Here is a 16,712-nt window from a genome sequence, read left to right as displayed (position 1 = left end):
AAACAGACACACCATGCGCCCCCGGGAAAACGGGAAACACACAATGCACAAAATTTGAAACCAGCTGTAAAAACCAGACCACACCACGGGGTGGCAGGGCCCGGCCAATTCAACCAATTCAATACAATAAATTGGTATCAACAAACTTGGCACACTATTGAGTTCTCAAACAACAGACACATTCGAATACTTGCCGAAACAATTCATTTCCATGAATTCTTTATTTCGTTTTTCTTCGCTGCGATGTTTACAGCTTATTTCATTCATTTCCACTTTGCAAATTCAGGATTTTCATCAGAATTTCACTTTGTGGAGCGAATCCGCCCAGCAAAATTGAAAGCAATTTTCATTCTGTGCGCCTAGCGCATGAAGAATTGCTTCTCATTTGTGGGGGTTTGTCACCACTCAACGGCGGCGACTCAGAAAACAATACACGCTCCTCACCGGCCGTGCAAATCGGCCGGGGAGGAGCGTGCAGGGTGCGTTTCGGCGCTGATCAGGACGCGGCGACTTCCACCGTTGCCAGGTTCTTCTTGCCCCGGCGCAGGAGCAGGTAGCGGCCATGCAGCAATTGGCTGGAGTCAATAACGGCGTCGGGGTCCGACACCTTCGCATTGTTGACGTAGGCCCCGCCCTCCCCCACTGTGCGGCGTGCCGCGGACTTGCTCTCCGACAGACCGGAGGCGACCAGCAGCCCGATGATACCCAAGGCGCCGGCGTCGACTGTGGCGGACGGCAGCTCGGAGGTCGCCGCTTTCAAGGTCGCTTCATCCAGCACCGAGAGGTCGCCGTTGCCGAACACCGCGGCCGACGCCGCAATGACCTTTTCCGTGGCGTCCACGCCATGGACCAGCGAGGTCACCTCGTAGGCCAGCTTCCGCTGGCCCTCGCGGGCAAACGGCCTTTCGGCCACCGCTAGCTCCAGAGCCTCGATCTCGGCCCGGCTCAGGAAGGTGAACACCTTGAGGCGGTCCGTGACGTCGGCGTCGGCCGTGTTCAGCCAGAACTGGTAGAAGGCGTACGGGCTGCACATGGCCGGATCCAGCCAAATCGCGTTGCCTTCGCTCTTGCCAAACTTGGTGCCGTCAGAGTTGGTGATCAGCGGCGTTCCCAGGGCGTGGACGTGCTTGCCCTCAACCTTGCGGATGAGCTCAGTGCCACTGGTGAGGTTGCCCCACTGGTCCGAGCCACCGGTCTGCAGCATGCAACCGTAGTCGCGGAACAACTGCAGGTAGTCCATACCCTGCAGGATCTGGTAGCTGAACTCCGTGTAGCTGATGCCTTCCTCGGAGCTGAGGCGGGATGCGACGGCGTCCTTGCGGAGCATGGTGCCGACACGGTAGTGCTTGCCGATCTCGCGCAGGAAGTCGATGGCGCTCAGCGGCGCCGTCCAGTCCAGGTTGTTGACCATCTGGGCGGCGTTGTCGCCCTCGAAGCTCAGGAAGCGACGGACCTGGGCCTGCAGGTAGCCCACCCATTCGGACACGGTGTCCTTGGTGTTGAGGGTACGTTCCGCCGTCGGACGCGGATCCCCGATCAAGCCCGTGGAACCGCCCACCAGTCCGAGGGGCTTGTGGCCGGCCAGCTGGATCCGGCGCATGAGCAGCAGCTGGACCAGGTTGCCCAGGTGCAGGCTCGGCGCGGTCGGATCGAAACCGCAGTAATACGTTACGGGCTCGCCGGCGAGCAGCTTTTCGAGCTCCGCCTCATCCGTGGAGACGTGGACAAGGCCGCGCCATTTCAGCTCCTGCCAGACATTGGCAAAGCTGGGGTCGTTCTGCTGGGCATCGAGAATATTTAGCTGGGACACGGAATCTAAGTTAGCAGGATCAACAGACCCGCACCGCAGTTGACGCCGTGCGCCCGGATGCCGGGCAGCCGTTGCGGCCCGGAAGCCGGCAGCCAACCCCACCCGGCAGCAGGTCTACTCCTCGATGCCTGCCGGGATTCCGGCGGCGGCGATGAGCCGCAGGCGCTGCGTAGGCCGGGTCATGGCCACATACAGGTCGCCTACCCGGCCGTGCTCGTGGTTGAGCATGTCCATCGGTTCCAGCACCACGACGCCGTCAAATTCCAGGCCCTTTGCCTCGCGGGGACTGATCACCACGATGTCCTGCGCGTAACTCCCCGCTCCGGTCCCGACACGGTGGCCGTACACGGCCCGCAGCGCCGCGCTGGCCTCGGGCAGAAGATCGCCGTCGGCGATGACCGCCATCAGGCCGCCCTCGATGGCGTCGAGTTCCTCGGGCAACACCTCGACGAGCTTGTTGACGATCTGGCCGGTGCCGACATTGTCGATAACCGGGGACCAGCGCCCTTCCCGGACGGCTTTGGGCGCCGAAACCACCAGTCCGGCCGCGGTAGCCATGCGGGCGGCGGCCTCGGCGATCTGGGACGGGGTGCGGTAGTTGACGGTCAGTTCCTCGAGCTGCCAACGGTCGCCGAACATGGGGCCCAGGGCGCTGTGCCAGGAATTGGCGCCGGCCACGGAACTCGTCTGGGCGATGTCGCCCACGATCGTGAACGACTTCAGCGGGCAGCGGCGGACCAGCAGCCGCCATTGCATGGGTGACAACTCCTGGGCCTCGTCCACCACGATGTGCCCGAAGGCCCAGCTGCGGTCCGTGGTGGCACGCTCGGCAGCGGTCAGCCGCGTCTCGCGCTCCTGGTTCTGGTCCACAAGTTCTTCGGCCGTGACGAGGACGTCCACGCCGGCGGTTTCCATGTTGACCAGGGTCTGCTTGGCGTTGGCGAGGTCGCGGGCACGGTCCTGTTCCTGCTGCGCCAGGCCCCGTCCTGCGGCGGCATCAAGCTCGCCAAGCAATTCGGCGGCCTCGTCGAGCAGCGGAACGTCGGACTCGGTCCAGGGCGAACCGGCAGGACGCAGCAGCAGTGCGCGTTCCTCCGGGCTGAGGTTCGGGGTGCAGGCTTCGAGGATGGCCGGCTTGCTCAGCAGCTCCCCCACGAGCTTCTCCGGGGTCATCGGCATCCAGCACAGGTTCAGGGCGATCCGGACATCCCGGGCGGAGCGGACATCCTCCGCCAGGTAGGAGCGGTCGGCGTTGTTGCCGATGTTGCCGGCCTCCACCAGTTCCGTCATCTGTTCGGTGAGTTCGCGCAGCAGGATCTTGACGAAGGAGACGCGGGCCTCGTTGTGCGGTTTGCCGGTGGCGCGCGCCCTTTCCTTGGCGCGGCGGACCTGCCGCGGAGTGAGGACCAGCTTGCGCCCGTCGACCTCAAGGATCCGGTTTCCGGCCGGGATGCGCTGCCGGTTGGCCACGGCGTTGGCAACCACCTCGGCCATGTCCAGCCGGCCCTTGATGGCGGCGACGGCGGAGTCCGGCTCGGCAACGGCGGTGATGCCCGGCATGAGCCTGCCCAGGCTCGCCATCACGACGCCGGTCTCGCCGAGCGAGGGCAGCACGCGTTCGATGTACTTCATGAAGGACGACGTCGGCCCCACCAGCAGGACGCCGGCGCTCTTGAGCCTGTCCCGGTGCGTGTAGAGCAGGTAGGCGGCGCGGTGCAGGGCGACCGCGGTTTTGCCCGTGCCCGGACCGCCCTGGACCACGAGTGCGCCGGAGATGGAGGAACGGATGATCCGGTCCTGCTCGGACTGGATGGTGCCGACGATGTCTGACATCCGGCCCGTCCGCTTGGAGTTCAGGGCAGCCAGCAGGGCGCCTTCGCCCTGGAGCGAATCGTTGTCGGCGAGCATGTCGGCGTCGAGCACGTCATCCTCGATTGCCTTGACCTCGCGGCCCTGCAGGATCAGGTGACGGCGGCGGCGGACGCCCTGCCGGTCGAACGCCGTGGCCTGGTAGAAGTGGCCGGCCTCGGGCGCACGCCAGTCCACCATGAGCCGCTGAAGGTCCTCGGTGGTCAGGCCGATGCGGCCGATGTACTGGGCTTCCCCGGAATCCAGGTCCAAGCGGCCGAACACGAGCCGGTCATCGACGGCGTCGAGCTGGGCGAGGCGGTCCTCGTAGAGGGCCGCGAAGGCATCGCGTTCGGAAACGTTCTGCATGGTGCCCACGGCACCGGCACGGCGCACCTGGGCCAGCTGGGCGCGCTTCTCCGCCCGCAACTCATCGAGCCGGGCATAAAGTCCGGCCACATAGTCGCGTTCATGGGCCAAATCAGCGTCGTGCATCGAACGTTCCCCTATCGAAAAAGACGGACCTACCATTCTACAGCCATTTCGGCGGGCACGGCTGTTGCATGTCGCCAAACAATGCCAAGGCAGTCTTCGTCAGGGAATTCTACCGACACGTCCCGGCTGGTCCAGCCTCGCCGGTCCTCCTATATCCGCAGCAGGGAGCGGACGTCGTGGCCGGTCAGGGCCGTGCGGCCGGCGAGTTCGCCCAGTTCCATGACCACACCGATGCCGGCCACGTGGATCCCGCACCGCTCGAACAGCCGTGCCGCGGCGCCGAGCGTACCGCCGGTGGCGAGCACGTCGTCGAGGATCAGCACCCGGCTCCCCGGCGCCAGGTCCGTGGTGTGCAGCTCCAGGGTGGCCGTGCCGTATTCCAGGGCGTAGTCCTCGGAGAACACTTCGCGCGGCAGCTTGCCGGCCTTGCGGACTGTGATGACCCCGGTCCCCGTGGCGTAGGCGGCGGCTGCCGCGAGCAGGAAGCCGCGGGCTTCCACACCGGCGACGGCGTCGAACTGGCCCTGGAACGGTCCCACCAGAGCATCGACGACGGCCCCGAAGGCGGCGCCGTCGGCGAACACCGGGGTCAGGTCCTTGAAGCTGATGCCCGGTTTGGGATAGTCCGGGATGGTGGCACACAGGCCCTTGATCAGTTCATCCACCGGCATTGCAGTCTTCGTCTGGTTCGGTTCGCTTTGATTCACCCATCCACCCTACTGGCTGGCCGCTGGACGTCCCCCGGGCCGGCGGGCTCCCGGGCCGTCCCGGATAGGCCGGTTCCGGCGTCTCCGAGAAGTCCCTATGCCTCTGGCGGCGGAGGCTCGGCGTCTGCCTCTGGCTCTGGAGGCTCGGCGTCGCCGCCGAGTTCCGGCGGGCGCAGGAGTTCGTTGGCAAGCCCGTAGGAGACCACGCCCAGCGCTTTTCTGAGCGCGCGCTCGGCATCGAACCGTCCGGCCGCCACCCTGCTCAGCCGGGCGTAGTCCCCGGCCCACCCGGACCGGCGGAACCGGTCGGCGTCACCATGCAGGAGCCGCCCGTAGAGGACGTCCTCGAACAGGTCGTGGTCATCCAGGGCCATTTCGGCCATCAGCGCCTGACGGTCCCGGATCATCCCGTTCGTGAACAGACTGGCCGCTTCTGCCGTGCCCTCAGTTATCCGGGCGTCCGACGAGTAGTTGCACAGGCGCAGGGCCCTGACGACGAGTTTGAGCGAAACGTGTTCTTCCGGAACGATGAATTTACGCAGCAGGGCGGCCCGGAAGAGCTCAACCCAATGCCTGCGCTCTGCCTCGACGGAGCCCGCCGCAGCCTGCCCTCCGTCCGGCGTGAACAGCTCGACCATGCGGAAGTACTCGGTGGCCAGCTGCGCAAAGATCTGAAGCCGTTCCAGCTCACTGCCCGGTTTTCCGCGTTTCCCCTCGCCCATAATGCTCCATCATCCCGCACCGCGTGTGCCGGCATCAGGGTGTACGGGCACGGCGTGTGCAAAGCGCCTGGCACGCTACGCGCCGCGGGCGTTGCGCGCCTTTACTGTCCTTGCCGCCTTCGCCGCCTTGTAGCGGGAGACGGTCGGGTCGCCGCTGAGCCAGAACCGCCAGGGGTAGTCGTGACTGCCGCCGGCTCCGGAGACGCCGACACGGGGGCCGGAGCTGATGCCAACAGCGGCCCCTTCCGGCGGATTCGCGGGCAACTCCAGCCGGAACGGCGGCGCCAGGGCGTCCCGCCCGCTGTCCGCCGTCGTCAATCCCAGCGCGGTGGCAAGCCGGGCAGGCCCGCTGGCGAGGTCGATGTCCGATTTCGACGTCGGGCGCCTGGCCCTGGCCAGCCCATGTCCCGCCACCACCTCGCCGGCCCGCAGCAGCAGCGCGGACGCCACGCCCTCGGGCCCGCACACGATATTGGCGCAATGGTGCATCCCGTACGTGAAATACACATAGAGGTGGCCGGCCGGGCCGAACATCGGCGCATTGCGGGCCGTTGGGCCGCGGTAGGTATGGGACCCGGGGTCCGGGTGGCGCGAATCATGCGGGCCGAGGTACGCCTCCACTTCGGTAATCCGGACCGAGACGGAGCCGTCGCGCCCGTCGTGCGTCATCACGGCCCCGAGGATCAGCGGCGCCACGTGCCGCGCATCGGCCGAGAGCAGCTCCCGGAGCGACGCAGCCGCGCCGGTAGCCGCGCCGGGCTGGGCACCGGCAACCGTGCCGGGCTGGGCACCGGCAACCGTGCCGGGCTGGGCGGGAAGCGGGCTCGAAGTCATGTTCAGACTTTAACAAACGCCGCCGGGGGCCCACATGGCCGTGTCCGAATTCCGCTAGCAGGTGGTCAGTGAAGCTGGCAGGATGGGGTCATGGACTTCTGGCAGCGCTACCGGGCAATCGACGCCCGGGACACCCGTTTCGACGGGCAGTTCTACACGGCTGTCCGGACCACCGGCATCTACTGCCGGCCCTCGTGCCCCGCGCGGACGCCCAAGGCGGACAACGTCACCTTCTACGAGACGTCCGCTGCCGCGCACGACGCCGGCTACCGGGCGTGCAAACGTTGCCTGCCCGAGGCCGTGCCCGGCACGCCGGCCTGGAATGTGCGCTCCGATATCGCCGGCCGGGCCATGCGACTCATCAACGACGGCGTGATCAACCGCGACGGCGTTGAGGGGCTGGCGGCCCGGCTGGGCTACTCCTCGCGCCAGCTCAACCGGATCCTCAGCCACGAACTCGGCGCCGGTCCGCTGTCCCTGGCGCGGGCGAGCCGCGCCCAGACCGCCCGCACCCTGCTGGTCTCCACGGCCATGAAAGTCTCGGACATCGCCTTCGCCGCCGGATTCAGCAGCGTGCGCCAGTTCAACGAGACCATCGGCGAGGTCTTTGCGATGACGCCGTCCGCGCTCCGGGCCACTGCCCGGCATCACCGCTCCCCCGCGGCCACCACTGCGCTCACGCTCAACCTTCCCTACCGCGAACCGTTCGACCCCGGCGTCTTCGACTTCCTCGCCGTCCGCGCCATCCCCGGGATCGAGGAAGGTACGTCTACTTCGTACGCCCGCACCCTGCGGCTGACGCACGGCGATGCCCGCTTCCGGGTGGATTACGACGCCGGGGCGCCCGGGCGTCCGCTCGTGCTGACCATCGCCGCCGTCGATCTCCGTGACCTGGCCGCCCTGCTGAGCAGGGTCCGCCGGCTGCTGGACCTGGACGCCGATCCGGTCGCCATCGATGCCGCCCTCGCCGCCGACCCCCGCCTGGCCGCAACGGTTGCGGGCACGCCCGGCATGCGGATGCCCGGCGCCGTTGATCCGCAGGAACTGCTGATCAGGGCCATGATCGGCCAGCAGATTACTGTGGCAGCAGCGCGGACCGCCCTGGTCCAACTGTCCGCGGCCGGGAGCGCAAGCATGGTGCCCGACGACGGCCTGCACCGGCTGTTCCCGACGGCCGCCCAGATTGCGGAGACCGGCTTCGAACTGCTCCGCGGGCCACAGCGGCGGATCGATGCCGTCCGCGGGGCCGCCGCGGCGATGGCCTCGGGCGATCTGGACTTCGGCTACGGCGATGACGTGCACGGGCTGGAGGCCAAGCTCCTGCCGCTGGCCGGCGTCGGGCCGTGGACCGTGGGATACGTCGCGATGCGCGTCATCGGGGCACCGGACGTGTTCCTGGCCAACGATGCCGCGGTCCGCAACGGCATCCGGTCACTCGCCCAGACCCCCACCGGGGCCGTCCTGACCAACGACTTCCGTGAGGTCAGTCCATGGCGCTCCTACGCCACCATGCACCTTTGGCGCGCGGCAGCGGCTGCCCAGGCCGCGGCACGCAAACCGTCTCTGAAGAAGTCTCTGAATAAGCAGACTCCGTCACAGGATCCGAAGCAGATTCCGAAGAAAGCGAAACCATGAAAGCCCAGCTGTTGACCATGTCCACCCCGGACGGTCCCTTCACCATCATTGCCCGCGACGGCGCCGTCCTGTCATCGGGCTGGACCGCCGTTCCCGGCGAGCTGACCGGGCAGATCCACGTGGACCTGCTGCCGGGCGAATTCGAGACCGTTTCCGGGCTGGGCTCCATCTCCGCGGCTGTGGAGGCGTTCTACTCCGGCGATCCGGAGCCGGCCATGGCGGTGCAGGTGCTGCAGAAGTCCGGTCCTTTCCGCAGTCACGCCTGGGACGTGCTGCGCACGGTCGCTCCGGGGCGCCCGGTGACCTACACGGAGTATGCGGAGCTGTCGGGCAACGCCAAGGCAGTCCGGGCCGCGGCCAGTGCCTGCGCCTTCAATGCGGCGGCCCTGTTTGTTCCCTGCCACCGCGTCATCCGCACCGACGGGACCCTGGGCGGCTTCCGCTGGGGACTGGCCGTCAAGGGCAGCCTGTTGGACCGGGAACGCGAACTCGCCCTCGCAACGGCACGGCCCTAGGCCTGTAGGGGGGCCACAGGCGCTGCGCCCTGCAGCGGGCCCTGCACCGGCCCGGGCACCGCGCCGGGTACCGCAGCGGGCGAGGGCTGGCCCGCGAAGGCCCGGTACTCAGTTGTTGACGGGCACTCCGGCAGGCCAGGGCAGCAGCTCCGGAAGGTCCACGCCGTCGGCTGCGGCAGTAGCGCGGAGGCTGCCGAGCGTGGGCGTGCGGCCGGCCAGCCACGCGGCGATGTCCGTGAGCATGCCGTTGATCACCGTCGATGTTCCGCCGCTCCCGATCGCCACCGCGGGCAGGCCGAGCGGCTGCAGCACGAAGCGCTGGCCCTCGGGCACCCGGGCGGAGAGGAAATCGAAGAGGTGCCCGCAGAAGGGGCGGCTCCAGGTTTCCGGTCCGTGGCCGGTGCCGAGATCTGCCGCATGGATGACGAGTTCGCGCCACAGCGCCAAGCCGCCGTCGAACACGACTCCCCCGCGGTAGGTGATGGGCTCGCGCCAGCCCGCGGCGTCGAGGGAGTCGAAGGCGCGCAGGGCCCTGCCCAACGCTGCGTCGAGGTCGGCCCGGTGCTGTGCGAGGCTGTGGCCGGCCGCCATGTCGATGGCGCGGTTTCGCCCCTCGGAGCCGCCGTCATAGAGTTCCACGCCCTCACCGCGGGCGGCGTATTCGAGCTGGCGGCCCATCGCGTTGGCGATCCCGCAGATGTGGGCCAGCACGTGCCCGCGGCTCCAGCCCGACAGTTCCGACGGCGATTTGACGTCTTGTTCCGTCAGTTTCCCGGCGATTCCGGCCACGACGTCGGCGGCGCGGTGCAGTTCGGCCCGAAGGTTCTCTGGTGTGATTGAGGTCATGGCGCCCATCCTAAACCGAGCCGCCCAATTAACTTGGATTAACTGAGCGGAACCCGGTCAGCGGGGCGCGTAGCGGTGCCGGATGTGCTGGCGGTCGTGCCGGGCCTGCCAGAATTCGATTTCGCGGGGCCGGAGGGCGTAGAGCTGCCAATCTGGATTCTCGCCGCCGTCTGCTCCCGGCCGGGCCTGCCAGTCCGCGGCCGAGGCCTCGGCGGACAGCTCCACGACGTCCCCGGCCACCCGCACTTGGCGGCCCTGCTGTTGCCAGAAGAAGTTCACCGCCGCGTGCGGATTGGCCGCAAGCTCCTTGCCCTTGCGGGATTCCCGGGAGGTCGCGAAGTGCCAGCCGTCGGCGTCGATGTCCTTCAGGATCAGCATCCGCGACGACGGCCGGCCCTGCTCGTCGGCGGTGGCCAGGCTGCACGCGTTGGGCTGCGGCACTCCGGCCGCCAGCGCCTCGGCCAGCCACAGCCGGAACAGCTCGGCGGGGTCCGCCGGCGCTGTGGCAGGATCGAAGTCCGGAAGCATTTCGGGGAAATCGGGCAGGGCACGGAGCATTTGCCGGAATGTTTCGCTCATGCACCCACCTTAAACGCCGCGAGACGACACTTCACGGCAGTGTTTTCGAAAAACATTGCCGCGAACTGTCGTCTCGCGGGCCGGAGGTACGTTTACCCCGCGTACTCCCGCACGCCGGCGAGCTCGCCGTCGAGGGCCAGCAACTGGCGTTCGACGGCGGCCGGTGCGGTGCCGCCCTGGGAGTTCCGGCTGTTGAGCGAACCCTCCGTGGACAGGACCGTGCGGACCTCCGGCGTCAGGTGCCCCGAGATGGCGGCGTATTCCTCGTCCGTCAGGTCCCAGAGCTCGACGCCGCGGCTTTCGGCCTGCTTCACCGCGGCACCGGACAGCTCGTGGGCCTCGCGGAAGGGAACCCCCTGGCGGACCAGCCACTCGGCGATGTCGGTCGCCAGCGCAAAGCCCTGCGGTGCCAGTGCTGCCATCCGTTCGGTGTTGAACGTCAGCGTCGCGATCATGCCGGACACTGCCGGGAGCAGGACCTCCAGCGTGTCGGCGGCGTCGAAGACCGGTTCCTTGTCCTCCTGCAGGTCACGGTTGTACGCGAGCGGCAGGCCCTTCAGGGTGGCCAGCAGCCCGGTCAGGTTGCCGATCAGCCGGCCCGCCTTTCCGCGCGCCAGTTCCGCCACGTCCGGGTTCTTCTTCTGCGGCATGATCGAGGAGCCAGTGGAGTAGGAATCGTGCAGGGTGACGAAGGAAAACTCCTTCGTGGCCCACAGGATCACTTCCTCCGAGACCCTGGACAGGTCCACACCGATCATGGCCGTGATCCAGGCGAACTCGGCGAAGACGTCGCGGGAGGCGGTGCCGTCGATCGAGTTGTGCGTCGCCGAGAAGAAGCCGAGGTCGGCTGCGACGGCCTCCGGGTCCAGTCCCAGCGAGGAGCCCGCCAGGGCGCCCGAGCCGTAGGGCGAAACGCCGGCGCGCTTGTCCCAGTCCGCCAGCCGCTGCACATCTCGCAGCAGCGCCCAGGCGTGGGCCAGCAGGTGGTGGCTGAGCAGGACCGGCTGGGCATGCTGCAGATGGGTGCGGCCGGGCATGGCCACCCCCTGGTGCGCCTTGGCCTGGTCCACCAGCGCGTCGATCGTGGCGAGCACGCCGCGGGCAATGATCCGGGCGTGGTCACGCAGGAACATCCGTCCCAGCGTGGCCACCTGGTCGTTGCGGGACCGCCCGGCGCGGAGCTTGCCGCCGAGCTGGGTGCCGGCGCGCTCGATCAGGCCGCGCTCCAGCGAACCGTGAACGTCCTCATCCGACTCCGCCGGCAGGTAGGCGCCGGAGGCGACGTCCTCATCCAGCTGGGTCAGGGCGGCCAGCATGCCCTCGAGTTCGGCGTCGTCCAGCAGCGCGGCCTTGTGCAGCACGCGGGCGTGCGCCTTGGACCCGGCGATGTCATACCGGGCCAGCCGCCAGTCGAAGTGCGTGGACTTGCTCAGCGCGGCGAGGGCGTCCGCAGGGCCGCCGGCGAACCGGCCGCCCCACAGCGCGCCCGTATTGGTCGCCTCCGATTTTGTCCCCGGGCGCACCCCAGCCTCGCTTCGCCCGGCCGGGGACCCCTGTGCCCGTGGGCCCTGCTGCTGACTCACTGTCCTGCGACGCGGATGTCGCGGCCGGAGGCAACCTTGGCGGACATGCCCCACAGCTCGATGAAGCCGCGGGCCATCGACTGGTCGAAGGTGTCGCCGGTGTCGTACGTGGCGAGATCGAAGTCGTAGAGCGAGGTCTCGGAGCGGCGTCCGTTGACGATCGCCTGGCCGCCGTGCAGCACCATGCGGATGTCACCGGTCACGTAGCGCTGGGTGTCCTCGATGAAGGCGTCGAGGGAGCGCTTGAGCGGGGAGAACCACTGGCCGTCGTAGACCAGCTCGGCCCAGCGCTGGCCGACGGTCGCCTTGAAGCGGGCCTGCTCGCGCTCGATGGTGATGTCCTCGAGGTGCTTGTGCGCGGTGATGAGCGCCATGGCGCCCGGTGCTTCGTAGATTTCGCGGGACTTGATGCCCACGAGGCGGTCCTCGACGACGTCGATGCGGCCGACGCCCTGGGCGCCGGCGCGGCGGTTGAGTTCCTTGATGGCCTGCAGCGGGGTGACCTTGACGCCGTCGATCGCGACCGGCACGCCGGCTTCGAAGGAGATGGTGACCTCATCCGGCGCCGGCGGGAATTCCGGGGTGGCGGTGTAGTCGTAGATGTCCTTGGTGGGGGCGTTCCAGATGTCTTCGAGGTAGCCGGTTTCGACGGCGCGGCCCCAGACGTTCTGGTCGATCGAGTACGGGTTCTTCTTGGTGGTCTCGATCGGCAGTCCCTTTTCCTCGGCGAAGGCGATGGCCTTGTCGCGGGTCAGGGCGAGGTCGCGGACCGGTGCGATGCACTTCAGGTCCGGGCCGAGGGTCTGGATGCCGACTTCGAAGCGGACCTGGTCGTTGCCCTTGCCGGTGCAGCCGTGGGCCACGGTGGTGGCGCCGAATTCGCGGGCGGCCTTGACCAGGTGCTTGACGATCACCGGGCGGGAGATGGCCGAGACCAGCGGGTAGTGGCCCTGGTAGAGGGCGTTGGCCTTCAGCGTGGGCACGCAGTACTCGTTGGCGAACTCGTCGCTGGCGTCGGCCACGTAGGCTTCGACGGCGCCGCAGCCCAGCGCGCGCTGGCGGATGGTCTCCAGCGATTCGCCGCCCTGTCCGACGTCGACCGCCACGGCGATGACCTCGGCGCCGGTGGCTTCACCGATCCAGCCGATGGCTACGGAAGTATCCAGGCCACCGGAGTAGGCCAGAACAATACGCTCAGTCACGGAAATGCTCCTTAGTTGTTTTGGTGATGCTGTAAGTCTGGGAAAAATCTCTGTTGCAAGCCTGTCACAACCCCGGTGCGCCCGGCCCCTTGAAAGGCTCATGGTGCGGCTTTATTGGCCGGCTTCCTCGGCGAACTGCAGGAAGCGTGCGGCGATGTCCGCGCCGCCCAGGGGGTCCCGGGTGACAAGCAGGACGGTGTCGTCCCCAGCGATGGTGCCCAGGATCGAGGGCATCACGGAGTGGTCGATGGCGAGGGCCAGGAAGTTCGCGGCGCCCGGCGGGGTCCGGAGCACCACGAGGTTGGCCGAGGCCTCGGCGGTGACGAGCAGTTCCCCGCACAGCCGGGTCAGCCGGGCGTCGAGGATTTCCTGGGTGACGCCGCTCTTGGCCGCCCGTTCGCCGCCCTCCCCCGGGACGGCGTAGACCAGCACGCCGTCCTTGCCGCGGACCCGGACGGCGCCGAGTTCCACGAGGTCGCGGGAAAGCGTGGCCTGGGTGACCTGGACGCCGTCGTCCGCGAGCAGCGCCGCGAGCTCGGCCTGGGAACGGACCGATTCGCCCGTCAGAATCGCGGTGATCCGTGCCTGCCTGGCCGTTTTGGTGGCCGGGCTGGCCCCCGGTGAGGCTGGCTGGACGGACATCAGGCCTGGCCGTCCACGGGTGCCAGCCCATCGACTGGTGCCAGCCCATCGACAACAGCCAGACCGGAGCGGTGCATAAGCCAGGCCATGAGCGCTTTCTGGGCATGGAGCCGGTTTTCGGCTTCGTCCCAGACCACCGATTGCGGACCGTCAATGACGTCCGCGGCGATCTCGTAACCCCGGTAGGCCGGCAGGCAGTGCAGCACGACGGCGTCCGGCGCCGCGAGCTTCATCGCCGCGCCGTCCACGGCATAGTCGCGGAACAACTTCATCCGTGCTTCCTTCTCCGCCTCCTGGCCCATGGACACCCATGTGTCGGTGGCCACGACGTCGGCGCCCTGGAGGGCCTCGGCGGCGTCGACCGTCACCAGCACGGAACCGCCGGTCTCCGCGGCGCGGTCCTCGGCGGCGGCGATAATCTCAGCGGACGGCAGGTACCCGGCGGGTCCGGCAATCCGGACGTTCATGCCCGCCGTGACGCCGGCCAGGAGGTAGGAATTGGCCATGTTGTTGGCCGAGTCGCCCAGGTATGCCATGGTCAGGCCTTCGAGCGAGCCTTTGTGCTCCTTGACGGTCAAGAGATCGGCCAGGAGCTGACACGGGTGGTAGTCATCGCACAGCGCGTTGATGACCGGAACGCGGGAATTCGCGGCCATGGCGACGAGCCCGGCATGCGCGCCGGTGCGCCACACGATGGTGGACACCATGCGTTCGAGCACCTTGGCGGTGTCCTCGACCGATTCCTTGTGCCCGATCTGTGCCTCGCCGGGGTTGATGATGAGCGCATTGCCGCCCATGTCCGCGATTCCGGTGGCGAAGGAGACCCTGGTCCGGGTGGAGGTCTTGTCGAAGATGACGGCCACGGTCTGGCGGCCGCTGCCCGCCGCGGCGAAGGGCTGCACGCTGTAGGGAGCGGCCTTCATCCGGACAGCGAGCTCGAGGACTTCGGCCTGTTCGGCGGGGCTGAGGTCCGTGTCCTTGAGGAAGTGGCGGGTGGGCACAGATGTGGTCACGGGGGCGGTCACTTGGCGTCCTTTGTGGCGTTGTTGCTGGAAGTGGCTGGCTGTTCGGCAGTCTTTTCGGCAGTGAACTTTGCGGTTTCGAGCAACGCGGGCAGCCCGGCCAAGAAACGGTCGGCCTGCTCGGTAGTCAGGATCAGCGGCGGCGCCAGCCGGATGGTGCGCGGACCCGGGCTGTTGACGATGAACCCCGCGTCGAGACCTGCGGTGACGACGCCGGGGGCGACGTCAGCGTCGAGGTCGAAGCCGACCAGCAGCCCCTCGCCGCGGACCTCCGTGACGCCGGCGATTCCTGCGAGACCGGCGCGCAGGTGCTCCCCCAGGCTCCGGACGTGGGCTAGGATGTCCTGGTTTTCGAGGACGTGGAGGGTGGCGAGGGCGGCCGCGGTGGCCACCGGGTTGCCGCCAAAGGTGGTCCCGTGCTGGCCGGCGGTCAGCAGGGCGGACGTTACCGGTCCGAACGTCACCAGCGCGCCCACCGGGAAACCGCCGCCGAGGCCCTTCGCGAGGGTCACGGCGTCGGGGACGATTCCGGCATCCTCACTGGCCAGCCACTTGCCGGTGCGGCCGATGCCGGTCTGGACCTCGTCAAGGATCAGCAGGGCGCCGGCCGCGCTCGTGGCCTCACGGGCGGCCTTGAGGTAGCCGGCGGGCAGCGGCCGGACGCCGGCCTCGCCCTGGATCGGTTCGAGGAAAACGGCTGCGGTGGTGTCGTCCACGGCCGCGCGGAGCGCCTCGATGTCACCGAACGGGATATGCACGACGCCGCCGGGCAGCGGTGCGAACGGCGCCCGGTACGCCTCCTTCGCCGTCAGCGCGAGGGCGCCCATGGTGCGCCCGTGGAAGGCGCCCTCGAGCGCGACGATCTTGGTGCGTGGCTTCTCGTCCGATCCACTGTTCCGGCGCGCCAGCTTGAAGGCCGCCTCAACGGCCTCGGTGCCAGAATTGGCGAAGAACACCTTGGAGCCGGCCGGCGCCTTGGACAGTTCCAGCAGCTTCTCCGCCAGGGCGATCTGGGTGGGGCTCGTGAAGAAGTTCGAGACGTGGCCCAGGGTGGCGAGCTGGCTGGAGATCACCGAGGTGACGAACGGGTGGGCGTGGCCGAGCGCGTTCACGGCGATGCCGCCGAGCAGGTCCAGGTACTCCTTGCCGTCGGCGTCCCACACGAGGCAGCCGGCGCCGCGGACCAGGACCCGCTGCGGTGTGCCGAAGACGCCGAGCAGCGAGGACGAGTAGCGGGAGAGCCACTGTGCGCCGCTACTCTTTCCAGTCATGACGGAGGCTGTGGGGGCCCCATCGCCGGTCGGACTCACGCCTACAGTTTCGTTCATGCGTTCACTTCCTCGTCCGGGACGACCTGGGTGCCGATACCGGCGGTCGTGAAGGTTTCCAGCAGCATCGAGTGCGGCAGGCGGCCGTCCACGATGTGGGCGCGCTCGACGCCGTCGTCAATCGCTTTCAGGCAGGCCGCCATCTTCGGGATCATGCCGGACTCCAGGCGCGGCAGCATCTCGCGCAGCTCCGAAGCCGTCAGCGACGAGATGAGCGATGACCTGTCCGGCCAGTTGGCGTAGAGGCCTTCTACATCGGTCAGGATGACCAGCTTGGAGGCGCCCAGTGCCGACGCGACCGCCGCCGCCGCCGTGTCCGCGTTGACATTGAGTACCTGCCCGGTGGTGGATCCGTCTGGGGAGATCTCCGGGGCAACGGTGGAGACCACCGGGATCCGGCCCGCCGCGAGGATGTCCACGATCCCTTCCGGGTTCACGCCCACCACCTCGCCCACCAGGCCCAGGTCCACTTCCTCGCCGTCCACCACGGTGCCGGTGCGCACGGCGCGGAGCAGGCCGCCGTCCTCCCCGGACATGCCGACGGCGTACGGGCCGTGGGAGTTGATCAGGCCCACGAGTTCGCGCCCCACCTGGCCGGTGAGGACCATCCGGACCACGTCCATGGCCTCGGGTGTGGTGACGCGCAGCCCGCCCTTGAATTCGGACTCGATGCCCAGCCGGCTGAGCATGGCGTTGATCTGCGGGCCGCCGCCGTGCACCACCACGGGGTGGATGCCGACGTGGTGCAGGAACACGACGTCTTCCGCGAAGGCTCGGCGGAGATCGTCGTTGACCATGGCGTTGCCGCCGTACTTGATCACCATGGTGCTGCCGGCAAAGCGCTGGATCCAGGGCAACGCCTCGATCAACGTGGCGGCTTTGTCCCGGGCGTCCGACTGGGACGTGGTCTCGCGTGTCTGGGTGTTCATGCTGTTCGTCCTTGC

The 16,712-nt window shown here is 68.1% G+C and carries 16 protein-coding genes; 3 read left to right on the top strand and 13 right to left on the bottom strand.

Annotation, left to right across the window (positions count from 1 at the left end; all coding sequences use genetic code 11):
• Positions 1 to 363 (top strand): hypothetical protein (locus ACFRJ8_RS21720; protein WP_377988426.1); only part of this gene is annotated, 363 nt, incomplete at its 5' end.
• Positions 364 to 496: 133 nt separating this feature from the next.
• Here the strand turns inward: ACFRJ8_RS21720 and tyrS are convergent.
• From tyrS to ACFRJ8_RS21695, 5 genes are all read right to left on the bottom strand, one after another.
• Positions 497 to 1,810 (bottom strand): tyrosine--tRNA ligase, encoded by a 1,314-nt coding sequence (tyrS, locus tag ACFRJ8_RS21715; RefSeq protein ID WP_377988425.1) that lies wholly within the window; start codon positions 1,808 to 1,810, stop codon positions 497 to 499.
• Positions 1,811 to 1,924: 114 nt separating this feature from the next.
• Positions 1,925 to 4,153, bottom strand: a complete 2,229-nt coding sequence (locus tag ACFRJ8_RS21710) for a HelD family protein (protein ID WP_377988424.1) — start codon at positions 4,151 to 4,153, stop codon at positions 1,925 to 1,927.
• Between the two features lie 149 nt (positions 4,154 to 4,302).
• Positions 4,303 to 4,824, bottom strand: a complete 522-nt coding sequence (locus ACFRJ8_RS21705) for an adenine phosphoribosyltransferase (protein WP_377988437.1) — start codon at positions 4,822 to 4,824, stop codon at positions 4,303 to 4,305.
• Between the two features lie 131 nt (positions 4,825 to 4,955).
• Positions 4,956 to 5,582, bottom strand: a complete 627-nt coding sequence (locus ACFRJ8_RS21700; RefSeq protein ID WP_377988423.1) for a hypothetical protein — start codon at positions 5,580 to 5,582, stop codon at positions 4,956 to 4,958.
• Positions 5,583 to 5,657: 75 nt separating this feature from the next.
• Positions 5,658 to 6,416 carry a DNA-3-methyladenine glycosylase gene (locus tag ACFRJ8_RS21695; protein WP_377988422.1) on the bottom strand — a complete coding sequence of 253 codons (759 nt, stop codon included), beginning with the start codon at positions 6,414 to 6,416 and terminating at the stop codon, positions 5,658 to 5,660.
• A gap of 90 nt (positions 6,417 to 6,506) precedes the next feature.
• On the opposite strand from ACFRJ8_RS21695, the gene ACFRJ8_RS21690 reads away from it, so the two are divergent.
• Complete coding sequence (locus ACFRJ8_RS21690) at positions 6,507 to 8,051, top strand: DNA-3-methyladenine glycosylase 2 family protein (RefSeq protein WP_377988421.1); 1,545 nt, start codon at positions 6,507 to 6,509, stop codon at positions 8,049 to 8,051.
• A complete protein-coding gene (locus ACFRJ8_RS21685) occupies positions 8,048 to 8,566 on the top strand; it encodes a methylated-DNA--[protein]-cysteine S-methyltransferase (protein WP_377988420.1) in 519 nt (172 codons plus the stop codon). Before ACFRJ8_RS21690 ends, ACFRJ8_RS21685 begins: the two co-directional genes overlap by 4 nt.
• A gap of 108 nt (positions 8,567 to 8,674) precedes the next feature.
• Here ACFRJ8_RS21685 and ACFRJ8_RS21680 read toward each other — a convergent pair whose 3' ends face one another.
• The 8 genes from ACFRJ8_RS21680 to argB all read right to left on the bottom strand — a co-directional run bounded on the left by ACFRJ8_RS21680 (position 8,675) and on the right by argB (position 16,697).
• Complete coding sequence (locus ACFRJ8_RS21680) at positions 8,675 to 9,412, bottom strand: maleylpyruvate isomerase family mycothiol-dependent enzyme (protein ID WP_377988419.1); 738 nt, start codon at positions 9,410 to 9,412, stop codon at positions 8,675 to 8,677.
• A 57-nt stretch (positions 9,413 to 9,469) separates the two neighbouring features.
• Positions 9,470 to 9,991, bottom strand: coding sequence for a pyridoxal 5'-phosphate synthase (locus ACFRJ8_RS21675; RefSeq protein ID WP_377988418.1), 522 nt, complete (start codon positions 9,989 to 9,991; stop codon positions 9,470 to 9,472).
• 92 nt (positions 9,992 to 10,083) lie between these two features.
• A complete protein-coding gene (gene argH, locus ACFRJ8_RS21670) occupies positions 10,084 to 11,514 on the bottom strand; it encodes an argininosuccinate lyase (RefSeq protein ID WP_377988417.1) in 1,431 nt (476 codons plus the stop codon).
• 56 nt (positions 11,515 to 11,570) lie between these two features.
• The gene (locus ACFRJ8_RS21665) at positions 11,571 to 12,776 is read right to left on the bottom strand and encodes an argininosuccinate synthase (RefSeq protein ID WP_229993928.1); all 1,206 of its coding nucleotides are present in this window, start codon (positions 12,774 to 12,776) and stop codon (positions 11,571 to 11,573) included.
• Positions 12,777 to 12,887: 111 nt separating this feature from the next.
• Entirely contained in the window at positions 12,888 to 13,418 is a 531-nt protein-coding gene (locus ACFRJ8_RS21660) for an arginine repressor (protein WP_079551248.1), read from the bottom strand.
• Positions 13,418 to 14,431: an ornithine carbamoyltransferase gene (gene argF, locus ACFRJ8_RS21655; protein ID WP_377988436.1), complete on the bottom strand. Its 1,014-nt coding sequence runs from the start codon at positions 14,429 to 14,431 to the stop codon at positions 13,418 to 13,420. Before argF ends, ACFRJ8_RS21660 begins: the two co-directional genes overlap by 1 nt.
• Positions 14,432 to 14,439: 8 nt before the next feature.
• Positions 14,440 to 15,711, bottom strand: coding sequence for an acetylornithine transaminase (locus ACFRJ8_RS21650; RefSeq protein ID WP_377988435.1), 1,272 nt, complete (start codon positions 15,709 to 15,711; stop codon positions 14,440 to 14,442).
• A 53-nt stretch (positions 15,712 to 15,764) separates the two neighbouring features.
• Complete coding sequence (gene argB / locus ACFRJ8_RS21645; RefSeq protein WP_377988416.1) at positions 15,765 to 16,697, bottom strand: acetylglutamate kinase; 933 nt, start codon at positions 16,695 to 16,697, stop codon at positions 15,765 to 15,767.
• Between the last annotated feature and the right edge of the window lie 15 nt (positions 16,698 to 16,712).

This window comes from Arthrobacter sp. NPDC056886, assembly GCF_042788715.1.
Classification (GTDB): domain Bacteria; phylum Actinomycetota; class Actinomycetes; order Actinomycetales; family Micrococcaceae; genus Arthrobacter.
This window is presented reverse-complemented; position numbering and strand designations above follow the sequence as displayed.